This window comes from Streptomyces sp. NPDC015131 (assembly GCF_043079975.1).
Taxonomy (GTDB): Bacteria; Actinomycetota; Actinomycetes; order Streptomycetales; family Streptomycetaceae; genus Streptomyces.
In genome coordinates, this window is record NZ_JBIBVB010000007.1 from 296,371 (window position 1) to 322,393 (window position 26,023).

The 26,023-nt window shown below is 73.8% G+C and carries 27 protein-coding genes and 2 tRNA genes; 22 read left to right on the plus strand and 7 right to left on the minus strand.

From position 1 onward, the window contains the following. Nucleotides 1-20: 20 nt before the first annotated feature. Nucleotides 21-863, plus strand: coding sequence for a GNAT family N-acetyltransferase (locus tag ACF08D_RS27020; protein WP_392226076.1), 843 nt, complete (start codon nt 21-23; stop codon nt 861-863). Nucleotides 864-869: 6 nt separating this feature from the next. Here ACF08D_RS27020 and ACF08D_RS27025 read toward each other — a convergent pair whose 3' ends face one another. Next, nucleotides 870-1,403, minus strand: coding sequence for a DsbA family protein (locus tag ACF08D_RS27025; protein ID WP_392226078.1), 534 nt, complete (start codon nt 1,401-1,403; stop codon nt 870-872). Nucleotides 1,404-1,553: 150 nt separating this feature from the next. Between ACF08D_RS27025 and ACF08D_RS27030 the strand changes: the two genes are divergently transcribed. Together ACF08D_RS27030 and ACF08D_RS27035 are read left to right on the plus strand one after the other, a co-directional pair. Beyond that, the gene (locus tag ACF08D_RS27030; protein WP_392226080.1) at nt 1,554-2,006 is read left to right on the plus strand and encodes a hypothetical protein; all 453 of its coding nucleotides are present in this window, start codon (nt 1,554-1,556) and stop codon (nt 2,004-2,006) included. Between the two features lie 143 nt (nt 2,007-2,149). After that, the gene (locus tag ACF08D_RS27035; protein ID WP_392226082.1) at nt 2,150-2,329 is read left to right on the plus strand and encodes a hypothetical protein; all 180 of its coding nucleotides are present in this window, start codon (nt 2,150-2,152) and stop codon (nt 2,327-2,329) included. A 25-nt stretch (nt 2,330-2,354) separates the two neighbouring features. On the opposite strand, the gene ACF08D_RS27040 is transcribed toward ACF08D_RS27035, so the two are convergent. Continuing rightward, complete coding sequence (locus tag ACF08D_RS27040; protein ID WP_392226084.1) at nt 2,355-2,915, minus strand: CGNR zinc finger domain-containing protein; 561 nt, start codon at nt 2,913-2,915, stop codon at nt 2,355-2,357. A gap of 268 nt (nt 2,916-3,183) precedes the next feature. Then, the gene (locus ACF08D_RS27045; RefSeq protein WP_003959770.1) at nt 3,184-3,597 is read right to left on the minus strand and encodes an SsgA family sporulation/cell division regulator; all 414 of its coding nucleotides are present in this window, start codon (nt 3,595-3,597) and stop codon (nt 3,184-3,186) included. A 189-nt stretch (nt 3,598-3,786) separates the two neighbouring features. Between ACF08D_RS27045 and ACF08D_RS27050 the strand changes: the two genes are divergently transcribed. Together ACF08D_RS27050 and ACF08D_RS27055 are read left to right on the plus strand one after the other, a co-directional pair. Beyond that, nucleotides 3,787-4,254: a TIGR02611 family protein gene (locus tag ACF08D_RS27050; protein WP_392226086.1), complete on the plus strand. Its 468-nt coding sequence runs from the start codon at nt 3,787-3,789 to the stop codon at nt 4,252-4,254. Between the two features lie 78 nt (nt 4,255-4,332). Then, nucleotides 4,333-4,407 (plus strand) — tRNA-Val (locus ACF08D_RS27055). A gap of 48 nt (nt 4,408-4,455) precedes the next feature. Here ACF08D_RS27055 and ACF08D_RS27060 read toward each other — a convergent pair. Further along, nucleotides 4,456-6,771, minus strand: coding sequence for an SCO7613 C-terminal domain-containing membrane protein (locus ACF08D_RS27060; RefSeq protein WP_392226088.1), 2,316 nt, complete (start codon nt 6,769-6,771; stop codon nt 4,456-4,458). Between the two features lie 90 nt (nt 6,772-6,861). Between ACF08D_RS27060 and ACF08D_RS27065 the strand changes: the two genes are divergently transcribed. Together ACF08D_RS27065 and ACF08D_RS27070 are read left to right on the plus strand one after the other, a co-directional pair. Continuing rightward, on the plus strand, nt 6,862-7,311 hold the full coding sequence (locus ACF08D_RS27065) for an SRPBCC family protein (protein WP_392226090.1): 450 nt from the start codon (nt 6,862-6,864) through the stop codon (nt 7,309-7,311). A gap of 39 nt (nt 7,312-7,350) precedes the next feature. Further along, nucleotides 7,351-7,422, plus strand: a tRNA-Val gene (locus tag ACF08D_RS27070). 94 nt (nt 7,423-7,516) lie between these two features. On the opposite strand, the gene ACF08D_RS27075 is transcribed toward ACF08D_RS27070, so the two are convergent. Further along, entirely contained in the window at nt 7,517-8,242 is a 726-nt protein-coding gene (locus ACF08D_RS27075) for a 3'-5' exonuclease (RefSeq protein WP_392226091.1), read from the minus strand. A 155-nt stretch (nt 8,243-8,397) separates the two neighbouring features. On the opposite strand from ACF08D_RS27075, the gene ACF08D_RS27080 reads away from it, so the two are divergent. The 4 genes from ACF08D_RS27080 to ACF08D_RS27095 all read left to right on the plus strand — a co-directional run bounded on the left by ACF08D_RS27080 (nt 8,398) and on the right by ACF08D_RS27095 (nt 12,904). Next, nucleotides 8,398-8,964 (plus strand): DUF4365 domain-containing protein, encoded by a 567-nt coding sequence (locus ACF08D_RS27080; RefSeq protein ID WP_392226093.1) that lies wholly within the window; start codon nt 8,398-8,400, stop codon nt 8,962-8,964. Beyond that, on the plus strand, nt 8,964-10,190 hold the full coding sequence (locus ACF08D_RS27085; protein WP_392226095.1) for a hypothetical protein: 1,227 nt from the start codon (nt 8,964-8,966) through the stop codon (nt 10,188-10,190). Before ACF08D_RS27080 ends, ACF08D_RS27085 begins: the two co-directional genes overlap by 1 nt. Before the next feature lie 104 nt (nt 10,191-10,294). Beyond that, entirely contained in the window at nt 10,295-12,271 is a 1,977-nt protein-coding gene (gene thrS, locus ACF08D_RS27090; protein WP_392226097.1) for a threonine--tRNA ligase, read from the plus strand. Between the two features lie 72 nt (nt 12,272-12,343). After that, nucleotides 12,344-12,904, plus strand: a complete 561-nt coding sequence (locus ACF08D_RS27095) for an HIT family protein (protein ID WP_392226099.1) — start codon at nt 12,344-12,346, stop codon at nt 12,902-12,904. Nucleotides 12,905-12,922: 18 nt separating this feature from the next. Here ACF08D_RS27095 and ACF08D_RS27100 read toward each other — a convergent pair whose 3' ends face one another. After that, entirely contained in the window at nt 12,923-14,566 is a 1,644-nt protein-coding gene (locus ACF08D_RS27100; protein WP_392226101.1) for a hypothetical protein, read from the minus strand. A 181-nt stretch (nt 14,567-14,747) separates the two neighbouring features. Continuing rightward, complete coding sequence (locus ACF08D_RS27105; RefSeq protein WP_392226103.1) at nt 14,748-16,949, minus strand: elongation factor G-like protein EF-G2; 2,202 nt, start codon at nt 16,947-16,949, stop codon at nt 14,748-14,750. A 259-nt stretch (nt 16,950-17,208) separates the two neighbouring features. On the opposite strand from ACF08D_RS27105, the gene pgsA reads away from it, so the two are divergent. The 11 genes from pgsA to ruvB all read left to right on the plus strand — a co-directional run bounded on the left by pgsA (nt 17,209) and on the right by ruvB (nt 26,023). After that, nucleotides 17,209-17,979: a phosphatidylinositol phosphate synthase gene (gene pgsA, locus ACF08D_RS27110; protein ID WP_392226105.1), complete on the plus strand. Its 771-nt coding sequence runs from the start codon at nt 17,209-17,211 to the stop codon at nt 17,977-17,979. Beyond that, nucleotides 17,976-18,890, plus strand: coding sequence for a phosphatidylinositol mannoside acyltransferase (locus ACF08D_RS27115; protein WP_392226107.1), 915 nt, complete (start codon nt 17,976-17,978; stop codon nt 18,888-18,890). Before pgsA ends, ACF08D_RS27115 begins: the two co-directional genes overlap by 4 nt. Beyond that, the gene (locus ACF08D_RS27120; RefSeq protein WP_392226109.1) at nt 18,887-20,050 is read left to right on the plus strand and encodes a glycosyltransferase family 4 protein; all 1,164 of its coding nucleotides are present in this window, start codon (nt 18,887-18,889) and stop codon (nt 20,048-20,050) included. Before ACF08D_RS27115 ends, ACF08D_RS27120 begins: the two co-directional genes overlap by 4 nt. 74 nt (nt 20,051-20,124) lie before the next feature. Continuing rightward, complete coding sequence (locus ACF08D_RS27125) at nt 20,125-20,613, plus strand: hypothetical protein (RefSeq protein ID WP_392226111.1); 489 nt, start codon at nt 20,125-20,127, stop codon at nt 20,611-20,613. An 11-nt stretch (nt 20,614-20,624) separates the two neighbouring features. Then, nucleotides 20,625-21,173 (plus strand): hypothetical protein, encoded by a 549-nt coding sequence (locus ACF08D_RS27130; protein WP_392226113.1) that lies wholly within the window; start codon nt 20,625-20,627, stop codon nt 21,171-21,173. 108 nt (nt 21,174-21,281) lie between these two features. Then, a complete protein-coding gene (pdxS, locus tag ACF08D_RS27135) occupies nt 21,282-22,190 on the plus strand; it encodes a pyridoxal 5'-phosphate synthase lyase subunit PdxS (protein WP_392226115.1) in 909 nt (302 codons plus the stop codon). Then, a complete protein-coding gene (gene pdxT, locus ACF08D_RS27140) occupies nt 22,190-22,780 on the plus strand; it encodes a pyridoxal 5'-phosphate synthase glutaminase subunit PdxT (RefSeq protein ID WP_392226117.1) in 591 nt (196 codons plus the stop codon). The genes pdxS and pdxT overlap by 1 nt, the downstream gene beginning before the upstream one ends. Nucleotides 22,781-22,842: 62 nt before the next feature. Then, on the plus strand, nt 22,843-23,595 hold the full coding sequence (locus ACF08D_RS27145) for a YebC/PmpR family DNA-binding transcriptional regulator (protein ID WP_392226119.1): 753 nt from the start codon (nt 22,843-22,845) through the stop codon (nt 23,593-23,595). A gap of 169 nt (nt 23,596-23,764) precedes the next feature. Beyond that, the gene (ruvC, locus tag ACF08D_RS27150; protein ID WP_392226121.1) at nt 23,765-24,298 is read left to right on the plus strand and encodes a crossover junction endodeoxyribonuclease RuvC; all 534 of its coding nucleotides are present in this window, start codon (nt 23,765-23,767) and stop codon (nt 24,296-24,298) included. After that, nucleotides 24,295-24,903, plus strand: a complete 609-nt coding sequence (gene ruvA, locus ACF08D_RS27155; RefSeq protein ID WP_392226123.1) for a Holliday junction branch migration protein RuvA — start codon at nt 24,295-24,297, stop codon at nt 24,901-24,903. The genes ruvC and ruvA overlap by 4 nt, the downstream gene beginning before the upstream one ends. A gap of 49 nt (nt 24,904-24,952) precedes the next feature. Further along, on the plus strand, nt 24,953-26,023 hold the full coding sequence (gene ruvB, locus ACF08D_RS27160) for a Holliday junction branch migration DNA helicase RuvB (protein ID WP_392226125.1): 1,071 nt from the start codon (nt 24,953-24,955) through the stop codon (nt 26,021-26,023).

Consider the following 26,023-nt stretch of genomic DNA (forward strand, 5'->3'; position numbering starts at 1 on the left):
GGGTGGGTAGAACAGGGGCGATGACCACCACCCTGCGGCCGTCCGGGCCGCTCCACCAGACCCCCGACGGCGCACGCTCGCGCGGCTACGACGTCTGTGTGAACAGCCGCCGCGTGGGTGTCGTCCAGCTCGGCACCCTCCCCGGGCGCGGCCCGGGCGCGACCGGGGTGATCCGGTCGCTGCGCATCGACGAGCCGGACCGGCGGCGCGGCCGGGGCACGGTCGCCGCGCTCGCCGCCGAGGAGGTGCTGCGCGGCTGGGGCTGCGACCAGGTCACCGTCTCCGTCCCCGCCGAAGCGGTGGCCGCCCGCCGCCTGGCGGCCGCCCTCGGCTACACCGACCGCAGCCGCACCATGGTCAAGGAGCCGGCGGACCCGCCGCCCGCACCGCCCGCGGACCTGGACGTCCGGCCCATGACCGAGGCCGAGTACCGGCAGTGGGAGAGCGGGGCCACCCGGACGTACGCCCGGTCCTGGGCCGCCCGGGGCGTGCCGGAGGAGCAGGCCCTCGCCAGGGCCGAGGCGAGCCACCGCGCCCATCTGCCCGACGGGCTCGCCACCGAGGGCGCCGCGTTCCACGTCGCCGTACGGGACGGCGCGGTCGCCGGGCACCTGTGGACCGGCCGGACGGAGCTGCCCACCGGCGAGCGGGCCGCGTACGTGTACGACATCAAGGTCGCCGAGGACCAGCGCGGCCGGGGGTACGGGCGGGTCCTGATGCTGTTCGCCGAGCGGATCGCCCTGGAGGCGGGGGAGCGGCGGATCGGGCTGCACGTGTTCGACGACAACACCGCCGCCGTCCGGCTCTACGAGTCGCTCGGTTACCGGACGACCTGCGTGCACAGCTTCAAGCCGCTGCTGTGAGGGGCGTCAGAGGAGGCCGCCCGGGTCGGCCTGCAGGCGGTCGGCGATCTCCTCGATGCGCTCGCGCAGTCCTTCCTGGCTCTTGCCGCCGTCGAGGCGCTCGCCGCCGATCACGTACGTCGGGGTGCCGGTGACGCCGATGGCCTTGCCCTCCGCCTGGTCGGCGTCCACGATCAGCAGGTGCCGGCCGTCGATCAGGGCGGTGTCGAACTCCTCGGCGTCCAGGCCCAGTTCGCGGGCGGTGTCGAGCAGGACGCTCTCGCCCCGCGTGCCCAGCTCCGCCGTCCTGGCCAGCAGCGCCTCGGCGTACGGCCAGTCCACGCCCTGCGCGGCGGCCTCCTCGGCGGCCTGGGCAGCGGCGTACGCGTGCTTGTTCTTCTCCAGCGGGAAGTGCCGCAGCCGCACCTCCAGGCGGTCGCCGTACCGCTCCCGCAGCGCGTGCACGTCCGCCAGGGCGGCGTGGCAGTCGGGGCACTGGAGGTCGCACCAGACGTCCAGGACGACGGGCAGGTCGGTGCGCGAGGGGGTGGGGTCAGTCATGGGCCCAGTCTTCCAGCCCGGCGGCGGGCGCCCCAACCGGGACCTGGGGAGGAGGCGGCCCCGGAGATGTCCCGGAGATCCATGGCCCCGGCGGGGCCGCGCGGTGCAGGATGGAAGGGACGTATCGCCCCGAGCCCGCTGGAGGACCGGATGCTTGCCGAGACGATCTGCTCCGCCGTGTCCGCCGCGGGGCTGGGCATCGCGGCGATCACCGCGTACCGCAGGAGGTTCCTGGCCGCCGCCAGGATCGCCGCCTACGCGCTGGTCCCGCTGGGGCTGGTGATGACGGGCGCCGTGGAGTGGCTGGCCGAGACGGCCTTCAGCCCGGTGGCGTGGGCCGGCTTCGGGGTGCTGGGGGTGTCCTGGGCGCTGTTCATGACCACACGGGCGGTCGAGCGGCGGCGGGGCGGCGGCACCCGGGAGGGCACCGGCCGCCGCAAGGGCCGCAAGGGTGGCGACGTCGTGGAGCCGGGCGCGTCCGCGCCGTCGCTGGGGGCCGGGCAGCGCCCCGCGGCGAAGCCGGGGAGGGCCGCCGGCGGCGCCGGGCAGCCGGCCGACGACTTCAGCGACATCGAGGCGATCCTCAAGAAGCACGGCATCTGAGCGAGCGGCGCGCGGGGCCAAGCACGGCGGCGGTCCGCCGCGCGGGGAAACGGCCCGAAACCCACGGGAAGGGGTGAACTCCCCTGCCGTTCCCCCGGGTTCGGGGTTGACGCGATCTCCGGCTGCGTCATCATCGGGCCGAGATGCTCGAGACCTCGCGGGAGTCCTCCCCCGCCGCCAACGATGCCCACGTCCACCGCACGACCGCCGAGGAGCGCCGCGGATGCCTGTTCGCGATCTCCCAGCCCCCGTTGATGATCTTCCTGGCCGTGATCGGCTGCCTGCTGCTGATGGGCGCCGTGCACGACCTGTTCGTCCTGTGAGCGGGACGGGCGCGCCGGTGCCGGCTCAGCCGGTCGCCGCCTCCTTGCGGCGGGCCCGGTACGCCGCGACGTGCAGACGGTTGCCGCAGGTGCGGCTGTCGCAGTAACGGCGGGAGCGGTTGCGCGACAGGTCGACGAAGGCCCGTCCGCAGTCCGGTGCCTCGCAGTGGCGCAGCCGGTCCTGCTCGCCCGCGACCACGATGAAGGCCAGCGCCATCCCGCAGTCCGCGGCCAGGTGGTCGGCCACCGAGGCGCCCGGCGCGAAGTAGTGCACATGCCAGTCGTAGCCGTCGTGGTCGGTGAGCTGCGGGGTGGTTCCCGCGGCGGCCACCAGCTGGTTGATCAGCTCGGCCGCCGTCCGCGCGTCGGTCGCCGAGAAGACCTCGGTGAATCGGTTTCGCACCTCGCGTACGGCCCGCAGATCCCGCTCGCCGAGGTCACCGACGCCGCTGACGTCGTGGTCCCGTACGAAGGCGTACAGCGCCGCGACGTCCGCGAGCCCGTCGCCGCCGCCGCCCTCGGGCGCGGTGTTCAGCAGATCGACGACGGTGTCGAGCGCGATCCGGGTGTCGTGGGGGATCAGCACGATTCGCTCCCTGGCCTGTCGCGGGCGGGCGCCCGCCGGATGTGCGCCGACTCTAGCCGCTCGTCCTCCCGCCGCCCCGGCCGTGTGCCTCGGGGGGCCCTGCGGGGGCCCTGCGGACGGCCGGAAAACGCAGCGGCGCCGTCGCCGCGGTGGGTTCCGCGGGACGGCGCCGGTGCTTCGCCGTGTCCGGCCGCTCACGGCCGTACGCGCTGTTCGCGCGGCGCCGTCGCCCCGAGTCGGACGGCGCCGTGCGGCTCTCGGTCTGGCCCTAGCTCTCGGCCAGGATGTGCGAGAGCTCCGTGTCGAGGTCGAAGTGACGGTGCTCGGTGCCGGGCGGCACCGCGGCGTCGGTCCGCTTCAGGAACGACTCCAGGGCCCGCGCCGGGGCCTCGAGCAGGGCTTCGCCCTCCGGGGAGCTCAGCGCGATGCAGACGACGCCCTGACCGTGGCTGCGGGACGGCCAGACTCTGACGTCGCCGGTGCCTGTGGGGCGGTGGAGCCCTTCGGCGAGAAGATCGCGGGCGAAGACCCACTCGACCGTCTCCTCGGCTCCGGTGTGGAAGGTGGCGTGCACGGCGTAGGGATCGGCCGTGTCATACCGCAGGCCCGCCGGTACAGGCAGTGAGGACTCGCTGGATACAACGAGGCGCAGGTGCAGCTCGCAGCTGACCGTGGTGTTCATAAGCGCCAGGGCCTTTCGCTCAGTGTGCGCTCGGGGATTCGCACGTCGGCGAAATCGACATGCCACCTACGGTGCCGTTGTAAACCCCTCTGTCTGTTTTGTGGCCCTTCAGGTCCCCCGTATGGCGGTGTTCAAGCGGCCGTTATGCGGCCATTCCAGTGCCGGTGTCGCGTCGGGTAGGTTGGGCCCATGAACGCGGAGAGTGACGAGCGGGAGAAGGTCGCCGGACCGGCGGCCACCCCACCCGCAACGGGGGACGTGACGGAAGGGGCCGCCGCCGAACCGGTGCTCGGTTCCCGGGCGCCCGACTTCATCAAGGCACGCAGGACGCTCCACCTGAGCTGGCAGGTCGGCGTCTTCGTCGTCGGCCTCGCGGTGGTGGCCGCGGGCGCCGCGATGCTGGTCCTGCCGGGACCGGGCTGGGTGGTGATCTTCGGTGGCATGGCGATCTGGGCGACCGAGTTCGTCTGGGCCCAGCTGGTGCTGCGCTGGACCAAGCGGAAGGTGACCGAGGCGGCACAGCGCGCACTCGACCCCAAGGTGCGGCGGCGCAACATCATCCTCACCACCACCGGCCTGGTGATCATGGCGGCGCTGGCCGGCATCTACCTGTGGAAGTACGGCATGACCCTGCCGTGGGACCTCGACCGGCAGTGACCCCGGCGGGGGAGCGGCGCGAGCCGCACCGGGTGGTCGGGGCACGCCCTGACATGCGGTAATGTTTGCCGTGCGCCCGGGCGATTAGCTCAGTGGGAGAGCGCTTCGTTCACACCGAAGAGGTCACTGGTTCGAACCCAGTATCGCCCACCACCCGGACCGAAGGCCCCGGAGACACCGTCTCCGGGGCCTTCGGCGTGCTCAGCGCATCCGCCCCAGGGTCTCGCGCAGCCGCCGGGCGTCCCGCAGCCGCTGCTCGTACGTCGCGCCCAGCGCCAGCAGCAGCAGCCCGGCCAGCGCCGGCGGCAGCCAGCGGGGCAGCGCCCCGACCGCCTGGGCCACGTACGGCGCCAGCTCGTGCAGCGCCACCAGGGCCAGCACCGCGCCGCCCAGCAGCAGCGGAGCCCGCAGCCGCAGCCGGGCGCCCGCCAGTGTGACGGCCAGGGCCGCGAGCCCCAGCAGCAGCGGCCGGGTCCACCCCGCGTCGCCCCACGCCGCCCACAGGCTCGGTACCAGCGTGGCGCCCAGCCCCGGGCCGTACGCCGTCCACGACGACGCCCCCGGGTCGCGGCGCCGGCGCACCGCGCCCACCACCAGCGCGGGCACCGTCACCGGCAGCGTGTACGCCTCCGGGGCGGCCACCCCCGAGGCGGCCAGCCGCACCCAGGCCGCCGCCACGAACAGGGCGGTGGCCGCGTACCCGGCGGCCGGGCGCCGCTCCGGGCGTACCGCCGTGGCCGCCGCCACGACCCCGCCGAGGGCGAGCACCAGCGCCGCCGTCCCGGGGCGGGCGGACGCGCACCAGAGCGCCAGGGCCCCGGCCGCCGCACCCGTCAGCTCCACCGGGAGGGCCACCGGGTGGCGCCGCAGCCCCGCCCCGGCCGCCGCCGTGGCCGCCGGCACCACCAGCAGCGCCAGACCGGTCGTGTGCGGGGACAGGTCCAGCACCGCCGCCACGCCACCGGCCAGCCCGGTCGCGGCCACCACCGCGGCACACGCCGCCACGGTCCGGCCGAGGCCCGCCCCGAGGACCGCCGCGCCCGCGAACAGCGCCACCAGCACCCCGGACACGGCGACCGCCGCGACGTCCGTGCGCCACGCGTCCCCGGCCGCCAGCACCGCGCCCGCCAGCGCCCCGCCCAGGGCGACCTGCCCGAGCACCTCCCGCGCCGCCTCCGGGGCGGGCAGCCGGACCGCCACCGCCGCGGGGCGCACCAGCAGCGCCAGGAACGCGGCCGTCAGCACCAGGTGGGCCACCGCCGTCGCCCCGTACGGCAGGGACAGCGCCTCCGGCAGGGCCGCCGCCGTCACCCACGCCAGGCCGAGCGCCCCGCCGCGGGCGGCGGGGAACGGCAGCGCCGCCAGCACCGCGGCCACCGTCACGGTCACCGCCACCGCCGCCCACGGCACACCCGGGCGAATGCCTACCAGCGCCCCCACCACCGGGGCCAGCGCCCACACCACCGCCAGGGCCTGCACTCCCGCCGACGCCCCCGCGAGGCCCCACCGCACCGCACGCGGCACCCCGCCGCGTACCGCCGGAGCCCCCACCGCCACAGCGGCGAGCACATACGCGGGCACCGCCCACGCCCCCGGCACCGCCTCGCGCAGCAGCCCGCCGCCACCGGCCACCGCCGCCAGCCCGGTCACCACCGCCCCGGCGACCGCCCCCGCTTGGTGGCCGCCGGCCGGCGCGCGCCACGCTCCGTACAGCGCGACCCCCGCCGCCACCAGCAGCAGCACGGCCGCCCCGGCTCCGCCCTCCACCACGGAGAACCCGACCGCGACGGCCACCGCCCAGCCGCCCGTCACCCACGCCGACACCCGGGCCGCGAGCCCCACGCCGGTCCCGGGGCGGGCCGCCGGGGCCAGCGCCACGTCGAGCGCGGCCGTCGCCAGCAGCGCCCAGCAGACCCCGAGCGCATCCGCGCCCGCCGCCACCGCCCCCAGCGGCAGCGGCAGTTGGGCGGCCACCACCGCGGCCGGCAGCGGCACCCGCAGCCCGCCGGCCACGGCGCCGTACCCCGCCCACAGCGCCGCCAGGACCGCCGAGGCGACCGCCGCGTACGCCGCCGCGTCCGCGCCCGGCGCGGCCACCCGGTACACGGCGTACGCGTCCAGCACCGTCAGCAGCAGCCCCACCGCCGCGACCGCCTCCGCCGTCGAGGCCAGCCGCCGGCGCAGCAGGAGCACCGGCGCGGCCAGCACCGCGGCCGTCACCACGGCGAGCACCGCCGAACGGCCCGCGATGCCCATCCGCCCCCAGCTCACCAGGGTGAAGGCGACCGCGGCCACGCCCAGCAGCACCCCGCCCAGCGTCAGCAGCACGTTCTGCGCGCCGCGCGGCGTGGTCTCCGCGGCCGGGGCCCCGGCCGGGCGCGGCGCGGCGGCGGGCGCGTACGCCACACTCACCAGCCACGCCCTGCGGGCCAGCAAGTGCGCGCGGCGCGCGTCGAGTCGGGCGAGTTCGCGATCGAGGATCACCAGCTCCTCGGCCGGTGGCGGCACCTTGTTCATGATGCGGAGTGTGGCCCGGCCCACATTCCGCGACATGAGCGCCGGTACTCAGTCGCACATGAGTACGCGCCGGGCGCGCAGACTCGGAGCATGGACCCCTACCGTTTCCGCTTCCGCAGCGTCTGGGACCTGCCCGCCCCGCCCGGCATCGTCCGGGCGGTCCTCGGGCGGCCGGACCAGTACCCCTCCTGGTGGCCGCAAGTCCGCGAGGCCACCCGGCTCGACGCGCACAGCGGCACCGCCCGCATCCGCTCCTTCCTCCCGCTCGACCTCACCGTCACCGTGACCGAGGTCCCCCGCGACCCCGGGGCGGGCGTGCTGGAGTCCGCGCTCGGCGGCGACATCGAGGGGTGGGCCCGCTGGACGCTGACCTCGCCCGCCCAGGGCCGCACCCGCGCCCGCTACGACCAGCAGGTCGTCGTGCGGCGGCCCCTGCTGCGGCGCCTCGCCCTGCCCGGCCGGCCCCTGTTCACCGCCAACCACGCCTGGATGATGCGCGCCGGGCGCCGGGGACTGGTCGCGTACCTGGATACGGTTTGAAGGAACCGGGACCGCACCTGTATGGTTCAGTCCGTTCCCGGGCGATTAGCTCAGTGGGAGAGCGCTTCGTTCACACCGAAGAGGTCACTGGTTCGAACCCAGTATCGCCCACCGGGGAAAGGCCGGTCCGTCATCGACGGACCGGCCTTCGCCTTTTCCCGTCCCCGCGCCCTTTTCCGTCCCCGCGCCGCCCTCTCCCGTCGTGCTACGCCGCCGCCCGCAGCTCCGGGCGCAGCGGCCACGCCGGGTCCACCGCCTCCTCCGAGCCGTTGCGTGCGAACCACGCCTGCAGGCCCCGCGCCTGGGCCGCGTGCCACACCGCCTGCAGCGCGTGCAGCTCCGCCGGGGACAGCCGTTCCAGCCGGGCCGCGAACCGCCGCCCCACCGCGCGGACCACCTCCAGCGCCGCCATCGCGTCCGCCGCCGCGTCGTGCGCGCCGTCCAGCGGCACCTCGTACTGCGCGCACAGGTCGGTCAGCGTGCGCCGGCCCTTGCGGTACCGGTCGAGGTGCTTGTCCAGCACCCGCGGATCCAGCACGCACAGCGGGGCGTTCTGGAGGTAGCGCGACAGCGACGAGGCGCGGTGCCGGCGCAGCTCCCGGTCCAGGAGGGTCAGGTCGAACGGCGCGTTCATCACCACCAGCGGGCGCCCCGCCGCGCAGTGCTCGGCAAGCTGCCGGGCTATCTCCTCCATCACGGGCGACGGCCAGCGGCCGTTGCGCCGCAGGTGATCGTCCGTCAGGCCGTGGACGTCCGTCGCGGCGGCGGGCACCGGTATGCCCGGATTCACCAGCCAGCGGGTGGACCTGACCCGCCCGCCCGGCGCGTCCTGGACGACGACGGCGGCCGACACGATGCGGTCCTCCTCGACGTCAACTCCCGTGGTCTCCGTGTCGAATGCGGCCAGGGGCCCCTCGTACCAGAGCGTCATGGTCCGAACTCCTCGCGCGTGCCCGGCAGATGGCGTGATCCCCTGCCCGGAACGGTGATACCCGCCCTGTTTGCACCGTACGCAGGGTGGTGACAACACAGGTGTGGGGACGTCGAGCTGACGCCCCGTCGCCGGTCCGGAAGGCATGGGGAGCCATGGCGCTCACACAGCCCGAACCCGGTGGGCTGATGCCCCAGCAGGCCGCACCGCGGCGGGGCGCGCTCGCCACCACCGCCTGTATGGAGACCCTCCAGGTGGGCTACCTCCACGCGGTCGCCGCCGCGGCCGGCTGCTCGCTCTCCCAGCCCTTTCCGGACAACGGCATCGACTGGCACGTCAGCCACAGCGCCCCCGGGCACACCGTCGACGACGAGGTCACCATCAAGGTGCAGCTCAAGTGCACGTACCAGATCGCGCCGCGCCCGCCGGGGCCCGCGTTCTCCTTCGTCCTCGACAACGACCACCTGGCGAAGCTGGCCCGCACCCCCGTCGCCGTGCACAAGATCCTGGTCGTGATGATCGTCCCCCGGACCCGGGACGAATGGCTGCGCGCCGGCCACGACCGGCTCGACCTGCGCCACTGCTGCTACTGGACCAACCTCGCGGGCCATCCGGTCACCGGCCGGCGCCGCACCACCGTGCGCATCCCCACCAACCGGATATTCGACGACCGGGCGCTCTGCGAGATCATGACCCGGGTCGGGGCGGGAGGAAGACCCTGATGCACCGGCCAGTCGACGAGCCCATGCGGCCGCACCCCGTGACCCCGCCCGACCCCCTCGGCCCCGGCGCGCCCGCCGCGCCCGACCCCTCCCACGTCGACCCCCGGGTCCTCGGCGCCCTGCTGGACCGGCACGGCTGGCGGCGGCGCGGCGGGGTCGCCGGGCGCTACGGGCGCTGGACCCCGCCCGGCCCGGGCGCCGGGCCCACCAGCCTCCTGGTCCCCGAGAGCCGCGCCTTCCCCGACTGCGAGGACCTGGTCGGGGAGGCCCTCACCGCGCTGGCCCGCTGCGCCGCGCCGTCCGCGCGGGAGGTCCTCGTCGGGCTGACCGTGCCCAGCGACGAGGTCCGCTGGTGGCGGGACGTCCCGCCCGGCCCGTCCGGGGCCGCCACCTGGGCCGCGCAGGAACGGCTGCGCTCCGCCGCCCGGCAGGTCCTGCTGGCGGGCGCCCTCGCCGTGCGGGGCCGTGCCGGCTACCACGGCGCCCGGCACCGCAGGCAGGCCCAGGCGGCGCTGGAGGGCGTCCTGGTCGGCACCGCGCAGAGCGGGCGGGGGCTCACCGCGTTCGTCCCGGCCGAGCCCGGCCGGGCGGTCACCGTCCGGCTCTACCACGCGCTGTTCGCCGCCCGCGAGGCCGTCGACTACCAGCGGGCCACCGGGCGGCCTGAGGCGTTCGCGGCCGCCGTCGAGGCGGGGGTGAGCCGGGAGCTGACCGAGGCGCTCGTCTCTCTCGTGCGCGGTGCGGAAGGGGCCCGGATCGCCCTGGCGTGGGCGCCCGCCGCGGGCGTCCCAGAGGGGTGCGCGGCCCGGCCCGAGCCGGTGGAGTTCTCGCCGGGCGACCTGCCCGCGCTGCGGGAGGCGGGCGCCCGCTACCTCCAGGACGAGCCGTCGGTGCCGGTGCGGATCACCGGGACCGTGGTGCGGATGCGCCGGTCGGGCCCGCGCGGGGCGGGCACCGTGCGGCTGCGGGTGCTGGCCGGAGCGGAGGTGCCCCACGTACGGGTGGCGCTGGACGAGGAGTCGTACCGCACGGCGGGCGCCGCCCACCTGGTGGGGCTGCCCATCAGGGTGGCGGGCCGGCTGGAGAGCCGGGGCGGCTTCCGCCGGCTGACCGACGCCTCCGGGGTCGTACCCGTGCAGGTGGACGAGGCGGAACGGGACCGGCTGATGAAGTCCCTCCACGAGAACCCCGGCTTCTTCGGGGAGGCGGCCGGGCCGGGGGACTGAGCACCGGAGCGGGGGAAACCGTTTCGCGGGCGGGCCGGGCGGCTCGGTACCATCGCAGTGCCCGAGCAACGGTTACGGGTTCCCCCATCAGTCAGGAGAGACCGGTGTCAGACGTCCGTGTGATCATCCAACGCGATTCCGAGCGGGAAGAGCGCGTGGTGACGCCGGGCACTACGGCCGCCGACCTCTTCGCCGGTGAGCGCACCGTCGTGGCCGCCCGGGTGGCGGGCGAGCTGAAGGACCTCGCGTACGAGATCGCGGACGGCGAGACCGTCGAGCCGGTCGAGATCTCCTCCGAGGACGGCCTGAACATCCTGCGGCACTCCACCGCGCACGTCATGGCCCAGGCCGTGCAGGAGCTGTTCCCCGAGGCGAAGCTGGGCATCGGCCCGCCGGTCAAGGACGGCTTCTACTACGACTTCGACGTCGACCGCCCCTTCACCCCCGATGACCTCAAGGCCATCGAGAAGAAGATGCAGGAGATCCAGAAGCGCGGCCAGCGCTTCTCCCGCCGCGTGGTCGGCGACGACGCCGCCCGCGAGGAGCTGGCCGGCGAGCCGTACAAGCTGGAGCTCATCGGCCTCAAGGGCTCCGCGTCCAGCGACGACGGCGCGGACGTCGAGGTGGGCGGCGGCGAGCTGACCATCTACGACAACCTCGACGCCAAGACCGGCGAGCTGTGCTGGAAGGACCTCTGCCGGGGCCCGCACCTGCCCACCACCCGGAACATCCCCGCCTTCAAGCTCATGCGGAACGCGGCGGCCTACTGGCGCGGCAGCGAGAAGAACCCGATGCTCCAGCGCATCTACGGCACCGCCTGGCCGTCCAAGGACGAGCTCAAGGCCCACCTGGACTTCCTCGCCGAGGCCGAGAAGCGCGACCACCGCAAGCTCGGCGCCGAGCTGGACCTGTTCTCCATCCCCGAGCAGATCGGCTCCGGCCTCGCCGTCTTCCACCCCAAGGGCGGCATCATCCGCCGGGTCATGGAGGACTACTCGCGCCGCCGGCACGAGGAGGAGGGGTACGAGTTCGTCTACACCCCGCACGCCACCAAGGGGAAGCTGTTCGAGACCTCCGGGCACCTCGACTGGTACGCCGACGGCATGTACCCGCCCATGCAGCTCGACGAGGGCGTGGACTACTACCTCAAGCCCATGAACTGCCCCATGCACAACCTGATCTTCGACGCGCGGGGCCGGTCCTACCGTGAGCTGCCGCTGCGCCTCTTCGAGTTCGGGACGGTGTACCGGTACGAGAAGTCCGGCGTCGTGCACGGCCTGACCCGCGCCCGGGGCTTCACCCAGGACGACGCGCACATCTACTGCACCAAGGAGCAGATGGCGGAGGAGCTGGACCGCACCCTCACCTTCGTGCTCAACCTCCTGCGCGACTACGGCCTCAACGACTTCTACCTGGAGCTGTCCACCAAGGACCCGGAGAAGTTCGTCGGCTCGGACGAGGTGTGGGAGGAGGCCACCGAGACCCTGCGGGCGGTGGCCGAGAAGCAGGGCCTGGAGCTGGTCGCCGACCCCGGCGGCGCGGCCTTCTACGGCCCGAAGATCTCGGTGCAGGCCAAGGACGCCATCGGCCGGACCTGGCAGATGTCGACCGTCCAGCTCGACTTCAACCTGCCGGAGCGCTTCGACCTGGAGTACACCGGGGCCGACGGCTCCAAGCAGCGCCCGGTGATGATCCACCGCGCCCTGTTCGGCTCCATCGAGCGCTTCTTCGCCGTGCTCCTGGAGCACTACGCGGGCGCCATGCCGCCCTGGCTGGCCCCGGTCCAGGCGGTCGGCATCCCGGTCGGCGACGCCCACGTCGAGTACCTCCAGGACTTCGCCGCCGAGGCCCGGCGCAAGGGCCTGCGGGTCGAGGTGGACGCCTCATCGGACCGGATGCAGAAGAAGATCCGCACCCACCAGAAGGCCAAGACCCCGTTCATGGTCATCGTCGGCGACGACGACATGAACGGCGGGACGGTGTCCTTCCGGTACCGCGACGGCTCCCAGGAGAACGGCATCCCCCGCGAGGAGGCCCTGGCCAAGCTCGCCGACGTGGTGGAGCGCCGCGTCCAGGTCTGACGCGTCCCGTACGAGGGGCGGTCCCGGTCACCGGGGCCGCCCCTCGGCGGTTCGGTGTCACCGGCAGCGAATATGCTGGCCCGCATGACGACTGAGCCGGAGCAGCAGATCGGAGTCGGGACGCCCGACGCGTTCCAGCGCCTGTGGACGCCCCACCGGATGGCGTACATCCAGGGGGAGAACAAGCCCACCGGACCCGGCGCCGGCGACGGCTGCCCGTTCTGCGCCATCCCGGCCAAGTCCGACGAGGACGGCCTGATCGTCGCCCGCGGCCAGAGCGTGTACGCGGTGCTCAACCTCTACCCGTACAACGGCGGGCACCTGATGGTCGTCCCCTTCCGGCACGTCGCCGACTACACCGAGCTGGACGACGCCGAGACCGCCGAGCTGGCGCTGCTCACCAAGCAGGCCATGACCGCGCTGCGCACCGCCTCCGGGGCGCACGGGTTCAACATCGGCATGAACCAGGGCGCCACCGCCGGCGCCGGCATCGCCGCCCACCTCCACCAGCACGTGGTGCCGCGCTGGGGCGGCGACACCAACTTCATGCCGGTCGTCGGCCACACCAAGGTCCTGCCGCAGCTCCTCGGCGACACCCGCCGGATGCTCGCCGAGGCGTGGCCCACCGCCTGACGCGCGGGGCGGCGCCCCTCACGCGTCGTACGAGTCGGCCTTCCGCGGCGACGGGTCCTGGACGAAACCGCTCAGGATCATCGACCGGTTGGTGAACCGCTCGGTGTCCACCCCGTGCTCGTCGAGCATCTTGATCGTCGCCGTGTGCACCGCCCGCATCACCGGCGTCGCCGCCCGGATCGCGTCGTCCGCCATGAAGCGGTGGCGCCACGGCTGGGACGCCCAGGCGTGCCGCAGCCCGAAGGGCTCGGGCAGCACCAGCTTGCCGCCGAGGAAGTCCAGCACCGGCGGGAACCAGGTCAGCGGGGCGCGCACCGCGAGCCGTACCACCTCGTCGTTGTCGATCAGCGGCAGCAGGATCTCCCTGGTCTCCCAGAACCGCACGGTCTTGGAGACGACCTTCTTCTTGGGCTCCGGCTTCGTGGTGAACAGCCCGTGCACCGGGCCCAGCGCGTGCCCGGTGACCTCGATGCGCAGCGTGTGCAGCAGCGCCGTCACGGTCACCATCATGGTCAGCACGAGCTGCCCGTCCCACAGGACGAACTGCACGCCCAGGTAGTGGCGGTTCCCCTTGCCGAACTGGTTCTCGTTGCACACCCGCTGTATCTCGTGCGGCTTCACCTGGTACGCGACGATGTCCTCGCCCTCCGGCCGGGCGACCTCGGCCGCCCCCTCGCCGACCGGGGTGACGATCCAGTGGTTGACGGACGGGGTGGGGAAACCGGTCTTGAGGGTGCCGCGCTCCAGCATCTTCAGCTCGTCGTGGATCGGGCGGATCACGTCCCAGGTCCGGAAGGCGTGGATCTCCTTGCCCTCCTGCGGCACCAGCTCCTCGGCGAGGTGCCAGCTGCCCCAGCGGGTGCCCATGCCGAGGATGCCCTTGGGCCCGGCGTAGAAGACGACATTGGAGCGCTGCTCGGCGGTGAGCTTCTCCAGCTGCAGGCGCAGCTCCTCGGCGGCCGTCTCATTGGGGTCGTGCGGCACGGCCTCGGGGATCTTGGGCCCCACGCCGCCCCCGCCGCTGAGCAGCGACTCCCAGCGGGCGCGCAGGTCCTTGGCGGTCGACTCGCAGATCCGCTTGGCGAGGAACCAGCCGATCACCGGGGCGACGAACATCGCGCGCAGGTACAGCGCGGGGAGGCCGGTGAAGGGCAGCTTGAAGAGGAACAGCAGGGCCAGGATCCCCACACCGACCAGCAGCAGCGACCCCAGCGCGCCGGAGCGCTTCCCGGAGGCGCCGGCCAGGGTGCGGCGCAGCTGGAACACGGTCAGCCACACCAGCATCCCCGGCAGGAACAGCACACCGAAGAGCAGGGTGATCAGCGTCAGCTTCCGGTCGCGGCCCTTGCGAATGTTGGTGGCGGCCAGGCAGTGCTCGACGACCGGCTGGGGATCGGTGCCGAAGGACTGGATGAGCGGCTTGCGGGCGCCGCCCAGCATCCGGGCGGTCACGGCCCGGGAGAACGCCTCGCCCAGGTTGGGCGTGAACAGCGAGAACTTGCCCTTGGTGACGGTGGACTTGTGCCATTCGTTGTCGGCCTTGAGGATCTCGTCCACCGGGACGTTCTCCCGGTACGCGGCGGAGGCCAGCGCATGGGTGGCCACCGTCTGCCCGGCCGAGCCCTGGAGCGGTACCTGAGCACCGAGGCCGAAACTGTCCATGGTCACTTCGTCCGCCCCCATCGCCGCGTGAGTCCGCACTGCGGTCTGTTCCCAACCCCTCGGCCCCGCACACGTGCCGGACTGGGCACCACAGCCTACCGAGGCCGCCGGCCGCGTGTCGGCGGACGGCCGAAAGCCGCCCGCCCCGAGGGGAATCGGGCGGGCGGCCGGTCAACGGCGGTCAGCCGGCGGCCCGTTCGCGGACCTTCTCGGCGACCTGCGGCGGCATGGCCTCGTGGCGGGCGTACGAGCGGTCGAACCGGCCCGTGCCGTGGGTCAGGGAGCGCAGGTCCACGGCGTACCGGCCGATCTCGATCTCCGGCACGTCGGCGCGCACCAACGTGCGGCCCTGCCCCGCCTGTTCGGTGCCGACGACGCGTCCGCGCCGCCCGGACAGGTCGCTCATCACCGGCCCGACGTACTGGTCGGGGACGAGCACCTGGAGCTCGGCGACCGGTTCCAGGAGGTTGATCCGGGCGTCCGCCGCGGCCTCGCGCAGGGCCAGGGCGCCGGCCGTCTGGAACGCGGCGTCCGAGGAGTCCACCGAGTGCGCCTTGCCGTCCAGGAGCGTGACGCGCACGTCCACCAGCGGGTGCCCGGCGGCCACGCCCCTGGCCGCCTGGGCGCGTACGCCCTTCTCCACGGACGGGATGAACTGGCGCGGCACCGCCCCGCCGACGACCTTGTCGACGAACTCGATGCCCGAGCCGGGCGGCAGCGGCTCCACCTCGATCTCGCAGATCGCGTACTGGCCGTGCCCGCCCGACTGCTTGACGTGCCGGCCCCGCCCGGCGGCCCGCCCGGCGAAGGTCTCGCGCAGCGACACCCTGTGGGGCACCACGTCGACCTGGACCCCGTACCGCTCGCGCAGCCGCTCCAGCGCGACGTCCTTGTGCGCCTCGCCCAGGCACCACAGCACCACCTGGTGGGTGTCCTGGTTCTGCTCCAGCCGCATCGTGGGGTCCTCGGCGACGAGCCGGGCGAGGCCCTGCGACAGCTTGTCCTCGTCGGCCTTGCTGTGCGCCTGGATGGCGAGCGGGAGCAGCGGGTCGGGCATCGTCCACGGCTCCATCAGCAGCGGGTCGTCCTTGGCGGAGAGCGTGTCGCCGGTCTCGGCGCGGGACAGCTTGCCGACACAGGCCAGGTCGCCGGCGATCGCGTGGCTCAGCTGCCGCTGCTGCTTGCCGAACGGCGCGGACAGGGCGCCGACCCGCTCGTCGACATCGTGGTCGTCGTGGCCCCGGTCGGCGAGCCCGTGCCCGGAGACGTGCACCGTCTGGTCGGGGCGCAGGGTGCCCGAGAAGACCCGTACCAGCGAGATCCGGCCCACGTACGGGTCGGAGGACGTCTTGACCACCTCGGCGGCCAGCGGCCCGTCCGGGTCGCAGGCCAGCGCCGGGCGCGGGTCGCCCCCGGGAGTGGTGACCGCCGGCGCCACGCGCTCCAGCGGGGTGGGGAAGCCGCGGGTGATCAGGTCCAGCAGCTCCACGGTGCCCAGGCCCTGCTTGCCGCCGGGCGCGGCGGGCGCGGCGGCCAGGACCGGGTGGAAGGTGCCGCGCGCGACGGCCGTCTCCAGGTCGTCGATCAGCGTCTTGAGGTCGATCTCCTCGCCGCCGAGGTAGCGGTCCATCAGGGACTCGTCCTCGCTCTCGGCGATGATCCCCTCGATGAGGCGGGCGCGGGCCGCGGCGATCAGGGGGAGCTGGGCGTCCTCGGGCGGGTTCTCGCGCCGCTCGCCGGAGGAGTAGTCGAAGACCTTCTGCGTCAGCAGCCCGGTGAGCCCGGTCGCGGGGGCGTGGCCGTCGGGCGCCTGCGGGCCCAGGACGGGGACGTAGAGGGGCAGGATGGCGTCGGGGTCGTCGCCGCCGAAGATGCCGGCCAGGACCCGGGTCAGCTCGTCGTAGTCCACGCGCGCGGTGTCGAGGTGGGTGACCACGATGGCCCGGGGCATGCCGACCGCCGCGCACTCCTCCCAGACCGCCCGGCAGGAGCCGGCGACGGCGTCGGCCTCCTGTGCCGCCGAGACGACGAAGAGCGCGGCGTCCGCCGCGCGCAGCCCGGCCCTCAGCTCGCCCACGAAGTCGGCGTACCCGGGGGTGTCCAGCAGGTTGATCTTGCAGCCGTCCCACTCCAGCGGGACGAGCGAGAGCTGTACGGAACGTTGCTGGCGGTGCTCGATCTCGTCGTAGTCGGAGACCGTGCCGCCCTCCTCGACCCGGCCCGCCCGGTTGACCGCTCCGGCGGTCAGCGCGAGGGCCTCGACCAGGGTCGTCTTGCCGGATCCGCTGTGGCCGACCAGCACCACGTTCCGTACCGACGCGGGCTGGTCGGCCGTTACCGCCCTGCCGGCGGCCCCGGGGTGTGCGTTCGCCTTGTCGCCCATGAGTCTTCCTCCTGATCGCGAGTGCACGGGGTGCACGGCGGAGGTGGGGGGCGCGGGCGCGGGGGAGCTTCCTTGGGCAGCAGCTCCGGCGGTGCCCGCGGTCGTCTTTCGAGCTTTCCACTCAGGCCAGGTTGCGTCCATACGTCCGACACCGCGACGGGAGCAGGGTGCCCGGGAGTGGCGGGTGCCCCCGCGTGGCTACGATGGGCCAGCCGGTGGCCGTAGGGGCCGCGCGGCCCACCGACCCCTCGGGAAGGCCATGCTGAACAAGTACGCGCGTGCGTTCTTCACGCGTGTTCTCACACCGTTCGCCGCGTTTCTGCTCCGCCGCGGGGTGAGCCCCGACGCCGTGACGCTGATCGGGACGGCCGGCGTGGTGGCGGGTGCCCTGGTCTTCTTCCCCCGGGGGGAGTTCTTCTGGGGCACGATCGTCATCACCCTGTTCGTCTTCTCCGACCTGGTGGACGGGAACATGGCCCGCCAGGCCGGGATCTCCAGCCGCTGGGGTGCCTTCCTGGACTCGACCCTCGACCGGGTCGCCGACGGCGCGATCTTCGGCGGCTTCGCCCTGTGGTACGCGGGCGGGGGCGACGACAATGTGCTGTGCGCCGTGGCCATCTTCTGCCTGGCCAGCGGCCAGGTCGTGTCGTACACCAAGGCGCGCGGCGAGTCGATCGGCCTGCCGGTCGCGGTCAACGGACTGGTGGAGCGGGCCGAGCGGCTCGTGGTGTCCCTGGTGGCGGCGGGCCTCGCGGGACTGCACGGCTTCGGCGTGCCGGGCATCCAGGTGCTGCTGCCGATCGCCCTGTGGCTGGTCGCCGTGGGCAGCGCGGTGACGCTGGGACAGCGGGTGGTGACGGTACGCCGCGAGGCCGCGGAGGCGGACGGGGCCGGTGGGGTTCCTGGGGCCGGTGGGGTTTCCGGGGCTGGTGGGGCGTCTGGGACTCCTGGGGCCTCTGGGGCTTCTGGTGCCTCCGGGACTCCTGGGGCTTCCGGTGCTTCTGGTACGAGGGGGAGTGAGGCGACATGAGCGCGCTGGGCGAGCGGCTGACCGACACGCTGTACGGGCTCGGCTGGGGCGCTGTGAAGAAGCTCCCCGAGCCGGTCGCCGCCGGGCTCGGCCGGCGGATCGCCGACACCGCCTGGAAGCGGCGCGGCAAGGGCGTGCTGCGCCTGGAGGCCAACCTCGCGCGCGTGGTGCCGGACGCCTCCCCGGAGCGGCTGGCCCAGCTCTCGCGGGCCGGGATGCGCTCGTACATGCGCTACTGGATGGAGTCGTTCCGCCTCCCGGCGTGGAGCGCCGAGCGGGTCGGCGAGTCCTTCGACCCCAAGGACGTGCACCACCTCACGGACGGCCTGGCCGCGGGCAAGGGCGTCGTCCTGGCCCTTCCGCACCTCGCCAACTGGGACCTCGCCGGCGTGTGGGTCACCCGCTCCCTGGGCGTGCCGTTCACCACGGTCGCCGAGCGGCTGAAGCCCGAGTCGTTGTACGACCGGTTCGTGGCCTACCGGGAGTCGCTGGGCATGGAGGTCCTGCCGCACACCGGCGGGTCCGCGTTCGGGACGCTGGCCCGGCGGCTGCGGGCGGGCGGGCTCGTCTGCCTGGTCGCGGACCGGGACCTGTCCGCGTCGGGCGTCGAGGTGACGTTCTTCGGCGAGACCGCCCGGATGCCCGCCGGCCCGGCGATGCTCGCCCAGCAGACCGGCGCCCTGCTGCTGCCGGTGACCCTCTGGTACGACGAGACGTCGACCATGCGCGGGCGGGTGCACCCGCCCGTCGACGTGCCCGCGACCGGCACGCGCGCGGAGAGGACGTCCGCCATGACGCAGGCGCTGGCCGACGCCTTCGCCACCGGCATCGCCGACCACCCGGAGGACTGGCACATGCTCCAGCGGCTGTGGCTCGCCGACCTGGACCCGGCGAAGGGCCCCGGCGCGTGAGGATCGGCATCGTCTGCCCGTACTCCTGGGACGTCCCCGGAGGCGTCCAGTTCCACATCCGCGACCTCGCCGAGCACCTGATCCGGCTGGGCCACGAGGTGTCGGTGCTGGCCCCCGCCGACGACGAGACCCCGCTGCCGCCGTACGTCGTCTCGGCGGGCCGCGCGGTCCCCGTCCCGTACAACGGCTCCGTGGCCCGGCTGAACTTCGGCTTCCTGTCGGCGGCGCGGGTGCGGCGCTGGCTGCACGACGGCACGTTCGACGTGATCCACATCCATGAGCCGGCCTCGCCCTCGCTGGGCCTGCTGTCCTGCTGGGCGGCCCAGGGCCCGATCGTGGCCACCTTCCACACCTCGAACCCGCGCTCCCGGGCGATGATCGCCGCGTACCCGATCCTCCAGCCCGCGCTGGAGAAGATCAGCGCCCGGATCGCGGTGAGCGAGTACGCGCGCCGGACCCTGGTCGAGCACCTCGGCGGCGACGCGGTCGTCATCCCCAACGGCGTGGACGTCGGGTTCTTCGCCGATGCCGAGCCCAAGGCGGAGTGGCAGGGCGGCACCCTCGGCTTCATCGGCCGGATCGACGAACCGCGCAAGGGCCTGCCGGTGCTGATGAAGGCGTTCCCGAAGATCCTGGCCGCCTGCCCGGACACCCGGCTGCTGGTCGCGGGCCGGGGCGACGAGGAGGAGGCGGTGGCCTCCCTCCCGGCCGCGATGCGCGAGCGCGTGGAGTTCCTCGGGATGGTCAGCGACGAGGACAAGGCGCGGCTGCTGCGCAGTGTGGACGTGTACGTCGCGCCCAACACCGGCGGGGAGAGCTTCGGCATCATCCTGGTCGAGGCCATGTCGGCCGGCGCCCCGGTGCTGGCCAGCGACCTGGACGCGTTCGCCCAGGTGCTGGACCAGGGCGCCGCGGGCGAGCTGTTCGCCAACGAGGACGCCGACGCCCTGGCGAAGACGGCGATCCGGCTGCTGGGCGACCCGGAGCGGCGCGAGGAGCTGCGCCGCCGGGGCAGCGCCCATGTCCGCCGCTTCGACTGGTCCACCGTCGGCGCGGACATCCTCGCCGTGTACGAGACGGTCACCGACGGCGCGGCCTCGGTCGCCACCGACGAGCGGATCGGCGGCCTGCGCGCCCGCTGGGGCCTGGCCCGCGACTGAGGCGGGGCCCCGGCCGCCGTCCGGCCCCGGTGGCCCCCTGTCACGCGCGCATCCCGGACGGCAGCATGGCGCCCATGCGCATCGACCGACTGGACCTGGGCCACTTCGTGCGGTCCGCCGAGGAGGCGGGCACCCCCCACGCGCGCGTGGAGCCCGTGCTCGCGTACCTGGTACGGCACGAGCGGGGGCTGCTGCTGTTCGACACCGGGCTGGGGGAGGGCGACCCGGAGGCGGACGCGCGCTACCGGCCCGTACGGAAGGGGCTGGCCGAGGCGCTCGCCGGAGCGGGCGTCCGGCCCGGCGTCCGGATCGTCCCCACGCCCGGGCACACCGAGGGACACCAGTCGCTGGTGCTGTCGGGACCGGACGGCGCCGTGGTGCTGGCCGGGCAGGCGTACGACTTCGCGTCGTCGTACGCCTCGGACGAGATGGCCCGCCGCGCGGGGCACGGCGGGATTCCCGTACCGGAGTGGCTGGAGCGGCTCGCCGCGTTCGCGCCGCGGCGCGTGCTGTTCGCGCACGACCGGTCGGTGTGGGAAGGGGACGCGGCGGCGCGCGGGTAGCCTTTGCGCCCGTGATCGAAACCTTCATCTGGATCGTCGTCGCCCTGGTCGCGATCGGCCTGTACCTGAGCTGGACCGCCGGACGGCTCGACCGGCTGCACGCCCGGATCGACGCCGCCCGCGCCGCCTTGGACGCCCAGCTCCTGCGGCGGGCGTCGGTCGCCCAGGAGCTGGCCACCTCGGGCGTGCTCGACCCGGCCGCGTCGATCGTGCTGTACGAGGCCGCGCACGCCGCCCGGCAGGCCGAGGAGGAGCAGCGGGAGGTCGCCGAGAGCGAGCTGAGCCAGGCGCTGCGGGCGGTGTTCGGGGAGCCCGAGCAGATGGAGGCGGTCCGGGAGGCCCCGGGCGGCGACGAGGCGGCGGGGGAGCTGGCCGCGGCGGTACGGCGGGTGCCGATGGCCCGCCGCTTCCACAACGACGCCGTCCGCGCGGCGCGGGCGCTGCGCCGGCACCGCAAGGTGCGCTGGCTCCGGCTGGCCGGGCACGCCCCGTTCCCCCTGGCCTTCGAGATGGACGACGAGCCGCCGGTGGCGCTGGCGGACCGGCCGGGCAGCGCCTGAGCCCCGGAAAACGAGCCACCGGCTCACCATTGGCCCTTGATGTGGACTGGGTGGCCCCGGATCCTCGGTGTAGTTGAAACCGCCCCGTTTCCCGAGTGAGGTCCATCCGTGTCCAGCACCACCACCCCGCAGTCCCCCGAGACCGGCACCGCCCGCGTGAAGCGCGGCATGGCCGAGCAGCTCAAGGGCGGCGTGATCATGGACGTGGTCAACGCCGAGCAGGCCAAGATCGCCGAGGACGCCGGCGCCGTCGCCGTCATGGCCCTGGAGCGGGTCCCGGCCGACATCCGCAAGGACGGCGGAGTGGCCCGGATGTCCGACCCGAACATGATCGAGGAGATCATCGACGCGGTCTCCATCCCGGTCATGGCCAAGTCCCGCATCGGCCACTTCGTCGAGGCCCAGGTGCTGCAGTCCCTCGGCGTGGACTACATCGACGAGTCCGAGGTCCTCACCCCGGCCGACGAGATCAACCACTCCGACAAGTGGGCCTTCACCACCCCCTTCGTCTGCGGTGCCACCAACCTGGGCGAGGCCCTCCGCCGCATCGCCGAGGGCGCGGCCATGATCCGCTCCAAGGGCGAGGCCGGCACCGGCAACGTCGTCGAGGCCGTCCGCCACCTGCGCCAGATCAAGAACGAGATCGCCAAGCTGCGCGGCTTCGACAACAACGAGCTGTACGCCGCCGCCAAGGAGCTGCGCGCCCCCTACGAGCTGGTCAAGGAGGTCAGCGAGCTGGGCAAGCTGCCGGTCGTGCTGTTCTCCGCCGGCGGTGTGGCCACCCCGGCCGACGCCGCGCTGATGCGCCAGCTCGGCGCCGAGGGCGTCTTCGTCGGCTCCGGCATCTTCAAGTCCGGCGACCCGGCCAAGCGCGCCGCCGCCATCGTGAAGGCCACCACCTTCTACGACGACCCGAAGATCATCGCCGACGCCTCCCGCAACCTGGGCGAGGCCATGGTCGGCATCAACTGCGACACCCTCCCCGAGGCCGAGCGCTACGCGAACCGGGGCTGGTGATGACCGCTCCGCTCATCGGCGTCCTCGCCCTCCAGGGCGACGTCCGCGAGCACCTGATCGCCCTGGCCGCGGCGGACGCCGTGGCCAGGCCGGTCCGGCGGCCCGAGGAACTCGCCGAGGTCGACGGACTGGTGCTCCCCGGCGGGGAGTCCACCACCATCTCCAAGCTGGCCGAACTGTTCGGCCTCATGGAGCCGCTGCGCGAGCGCATCGCCGCCGGGATGCCCGTCTACGGCACCTGCGCCGGCCTGATCATGCTCGCCGACAAGATCCTCGACCCGCGCTCGGGCCAGGAGACGTTCGGCGGCATCGACATGATCGTCCGCCGTAACGCCTTCGGGCGGCAGAACGAGTCCTTCGAGGCCGCCGTCGAGGTCGCGGGCGTCGAGGGCGGCCCTGTCGAGGGCGTCTTCATCCGCGCCCCCTGGGTCGAGTCGGTCGGCGCCCGTGCCGAGGTGATCGCCGAGCACGGCGGCCACATCGTCGCCGTACGCCAGGGCAACGCGCTCGCCACGTCGTTCCACCCCGAGCTGACCGGCGACCACCGGATGCACGCCCTGTTCGTCGACATGGTGCGCGCGGCGGGCTGACCCCGTCCCGGTAGGATCTCCGGGGTTAGTGCAGAAAAGGGTTACGCGAAGGAGACAGGCAGATGTCCGGCCACTCTAAATGGGCTACGACGAAGCACAAGAAGGCCGTGATCGACGCCAAGCGCGGCAAGCTCTTCGCGAAGCTGATCAAGAACATCGAGGTCGCCGCGCGCACCGGCGGCGCCGACCCCGACGGCAACCCCACGCTGTTCGACGCCATCCAGAAGGCGAAGAAGAGCTCCGTCCCGAACAAGAACATCGACTCCGCGGTCAAGCGCGGCGGCGGCCTCGAGGCCGGCGGCGTGGACTACGAGACGATCATGTACGAGGGTTACGGGCCGAACGGTGTCGCGGTGCTCATCGAGTGCCTCACCGACAACCGCAACCGCGCCGCCTCGGACGTCCGGGTCGCCATGACCCGCAACGGCGGCTCGATGGCCGACCCGGGCTCGGTGTCGTACCTCTTCAACCGCAAGGGCGTCGTGATCGTCCCCAAGGGCGAGCTGACCGAGGACGACGTGCTCGGCGCGGTCCTCGACGCGGGCGCCGAGGAGGTCAACGACCTCGGCGAGAGCTTCGAGGTGCTCAGCGAGGCCACCGACCTGGTCGCGGTCCGCACCGCGCTCCAGGAGGCCGGGATCGACTACGACTCGGCCGACGCCAACTTCGTCCCGACCATGCAGGTCCAGCTGGACGAGGAGGGCGCGCGCAAGATCTTCAAGCTGATCGACGCGCTGGAGGACAGCGACGACGTGCAGAACGTCTTCGCCAACTTCGACGTCTCCGACGAGGTCATGGCCAAGGTCGACGCCTGAGCCACGCGTCCGGCGGGCCGGCCGGGGGAACACACCCCCGGCCGGCCCGCCGTTGTTGTCAGAGGGGCCGGTTAGCCTGTGGACGGCAACCATGCATTGAGGAACCACGACGGCGATCAGCCACCTCCGCGAGAGCGGCGGCGGTTTAGCCGCAAAGAGGGAGGCGGGCGTGCGCGTTCTGGGGGTGGACCCCGGCCTGACCCGGTGCGGTGTCGGCGTGGTCGAAGGCGTCGCGGGCCGCCCGCTGACCATGCTCGGCGTCGGAGTCGTCCGCACCCCCGCGGACGCCGACACCGGCCACCGCCTCGTCGCCGTGGAGCGCGGCATCGAGGAGTGGCTGGACGAGCACCGGCCCGAACTGGTCGCGGTGGAGCGGGTGTTCAGCCAGCACAATGTCCGTACGGTCATGGGCACCGCCCAGGCCAGCGCCGTCGCCATGCTCTGCGCCTCCCGCCGGGGCATCCCCGTCGCCCTGCACACGCCCAGCGAGGTGAAGGCCGCCGTCACCGGCAGCGGCCGCGCTGACAAGGCCCAGGTCGGAGCCATGGTCACCCGGCTGCTCCGGCTCGACGCGCCGCCCAAGCCCGCCGACGCCGCCGACGCCCTGGCCCTCGCCATCTGCCACATCTGGCGCGCCCCCGCCACCAACCGCCTCCAGCAGGCGGTCGCCGCCCACCACGCACGGAAAGGCCACCCCGCATGATCGCCTTCGTCTCCGGCCCGGTCGCCGCACTCGCCCCGACCACGGCCGTGATCGAGGTGGGCGGCGTCGGCATGGCCGTCCAGTGCGCGCCCAACACCCTCTCCGCCCTGAGGGTCGGTCAGGAGGCCCGGCTCGCCACCTCGCTGGTGGTGCGCGAGGACTCCCTCACGCTGTACGGCTTCGCCGACGACGACGAGCGGCAGGTCTTCGAGCTGCTCCAGACCGCCAGCGGTGTCGGCCCGCGCCTCGCGCAGGCCATGCTCGCGGTGCACACGCCCGACGCCCTGCGCCGCGCGGTGGCCACCGGCGACGAGAAGGCGCTCACCGCCGTGCCGGGCATCGGCAAGAAGGGCGCCCAGAAGCTGCTGCTGGAGCTGAAGGACCGGCTCGGCGAGCCCCTCGGCACCGCGCCCGCCGCCCTCTCCGCGGTCACCGCGTCCTGGCGCGACCAGCTGCACGCCGCGCTGATCGGCCTGGGGTACGCCACCCGCGAGGCGGACGAGGCGGTCGCCGCCGTCACCCCGCAGGCGGAGGCCGAGACCGGCGAGCCGCAGGTCGGCCGCCTCCTCAAGGCCGCCCTCCAGACCCTGAACCGCGCCCGATGACCCCCCGCCCGAGCGGCCCGGCCGCCCCGACCCCCCGAGGCAACGCGCAGTGAACCGGTACGACGACGACCCCACCCCCGCCGCCGACCGGCTCGTCGGCGCGTCCGCCGACGGGGAGGACCAGGCGGTCGAGGCGGCCCTGCGCCCCAAGTCGCTGGACGAGTTCGTGGGCCAGGAGCGGGTCCGCGAGCAGCTGGACCTGGTGCTCAAGGCCGCCCTCGCCCGGGGCGCCACCGCCGACCACGTCCTGCTGTCCGGCGCGCCCGGCCTCGGCAAGACCACCCTCTCCATGATCATCGCGGCGGAGATGGCCGCCCCCATCCGCATCACCTCCGGCCCCGCCATCCAGCACGCCGGCGACCTCGCCGCGATCCTCTCCTCCCTCCAGGAGGGCGAGGTCCTCTTCCTCGACGAGATCCACCGGATGTCCCGGCCCGCCGAGGAGATGCTCTACATGGCGATGGAGGACTTCCGGGTCGACGTCATCGTCGGCAAGGGGCCCGGCGCCACCGCCATCCCCCTGGAGCTGCCGCCCTTCACCCTCGTCGGCGCCACCACCCGGGCCGGCCTCCTGCCGCCCCCGCTGCGCGACCGGTTCGGCTTCACCGCCCACATGGAGTTCTACGCCCCGGCCGAGCTGGAGCGCGTCATCCACCGTTCGGCCCAGCTCCTCGACGTCGAAATCGACACCGACGGCGCCGCCGAGATCGCCGGCCGCTCCCGCGGCACGCCCCGTATCGCCAACCGCCTGCTGCGCCGCGTCCGGGACTACGCCCAGGTCAAGGCGGACGGCCTGATCACCCGCGAGATCGCCGCCACCGCCCTCAAGGTGTACGAGGTGGACGAGCGCGGCCTCGACCGGCTCGACCGGGCGGTGCTGGAAGCCCTGCTCAAGCTGTTCGGCGGCGGACCGGTCGGCCTGTCCACCCTGGCCGTCGCGGTGGGGGAGGAGCGGGAGACCGTCGAGGAGGTGGCCGAGCCCTTCCTCGTACGGGAGGGCCTGCTGGCCCGCACGCCCCGCGGGCGCGTCGCCACCCCCGCCGCCTGGGCGCACCTCGGTCTCGTACCGCCGCAGGCAGGAGGACCGGGAAGCGGACAACAGGGGCTGTTCGGGGCGTGA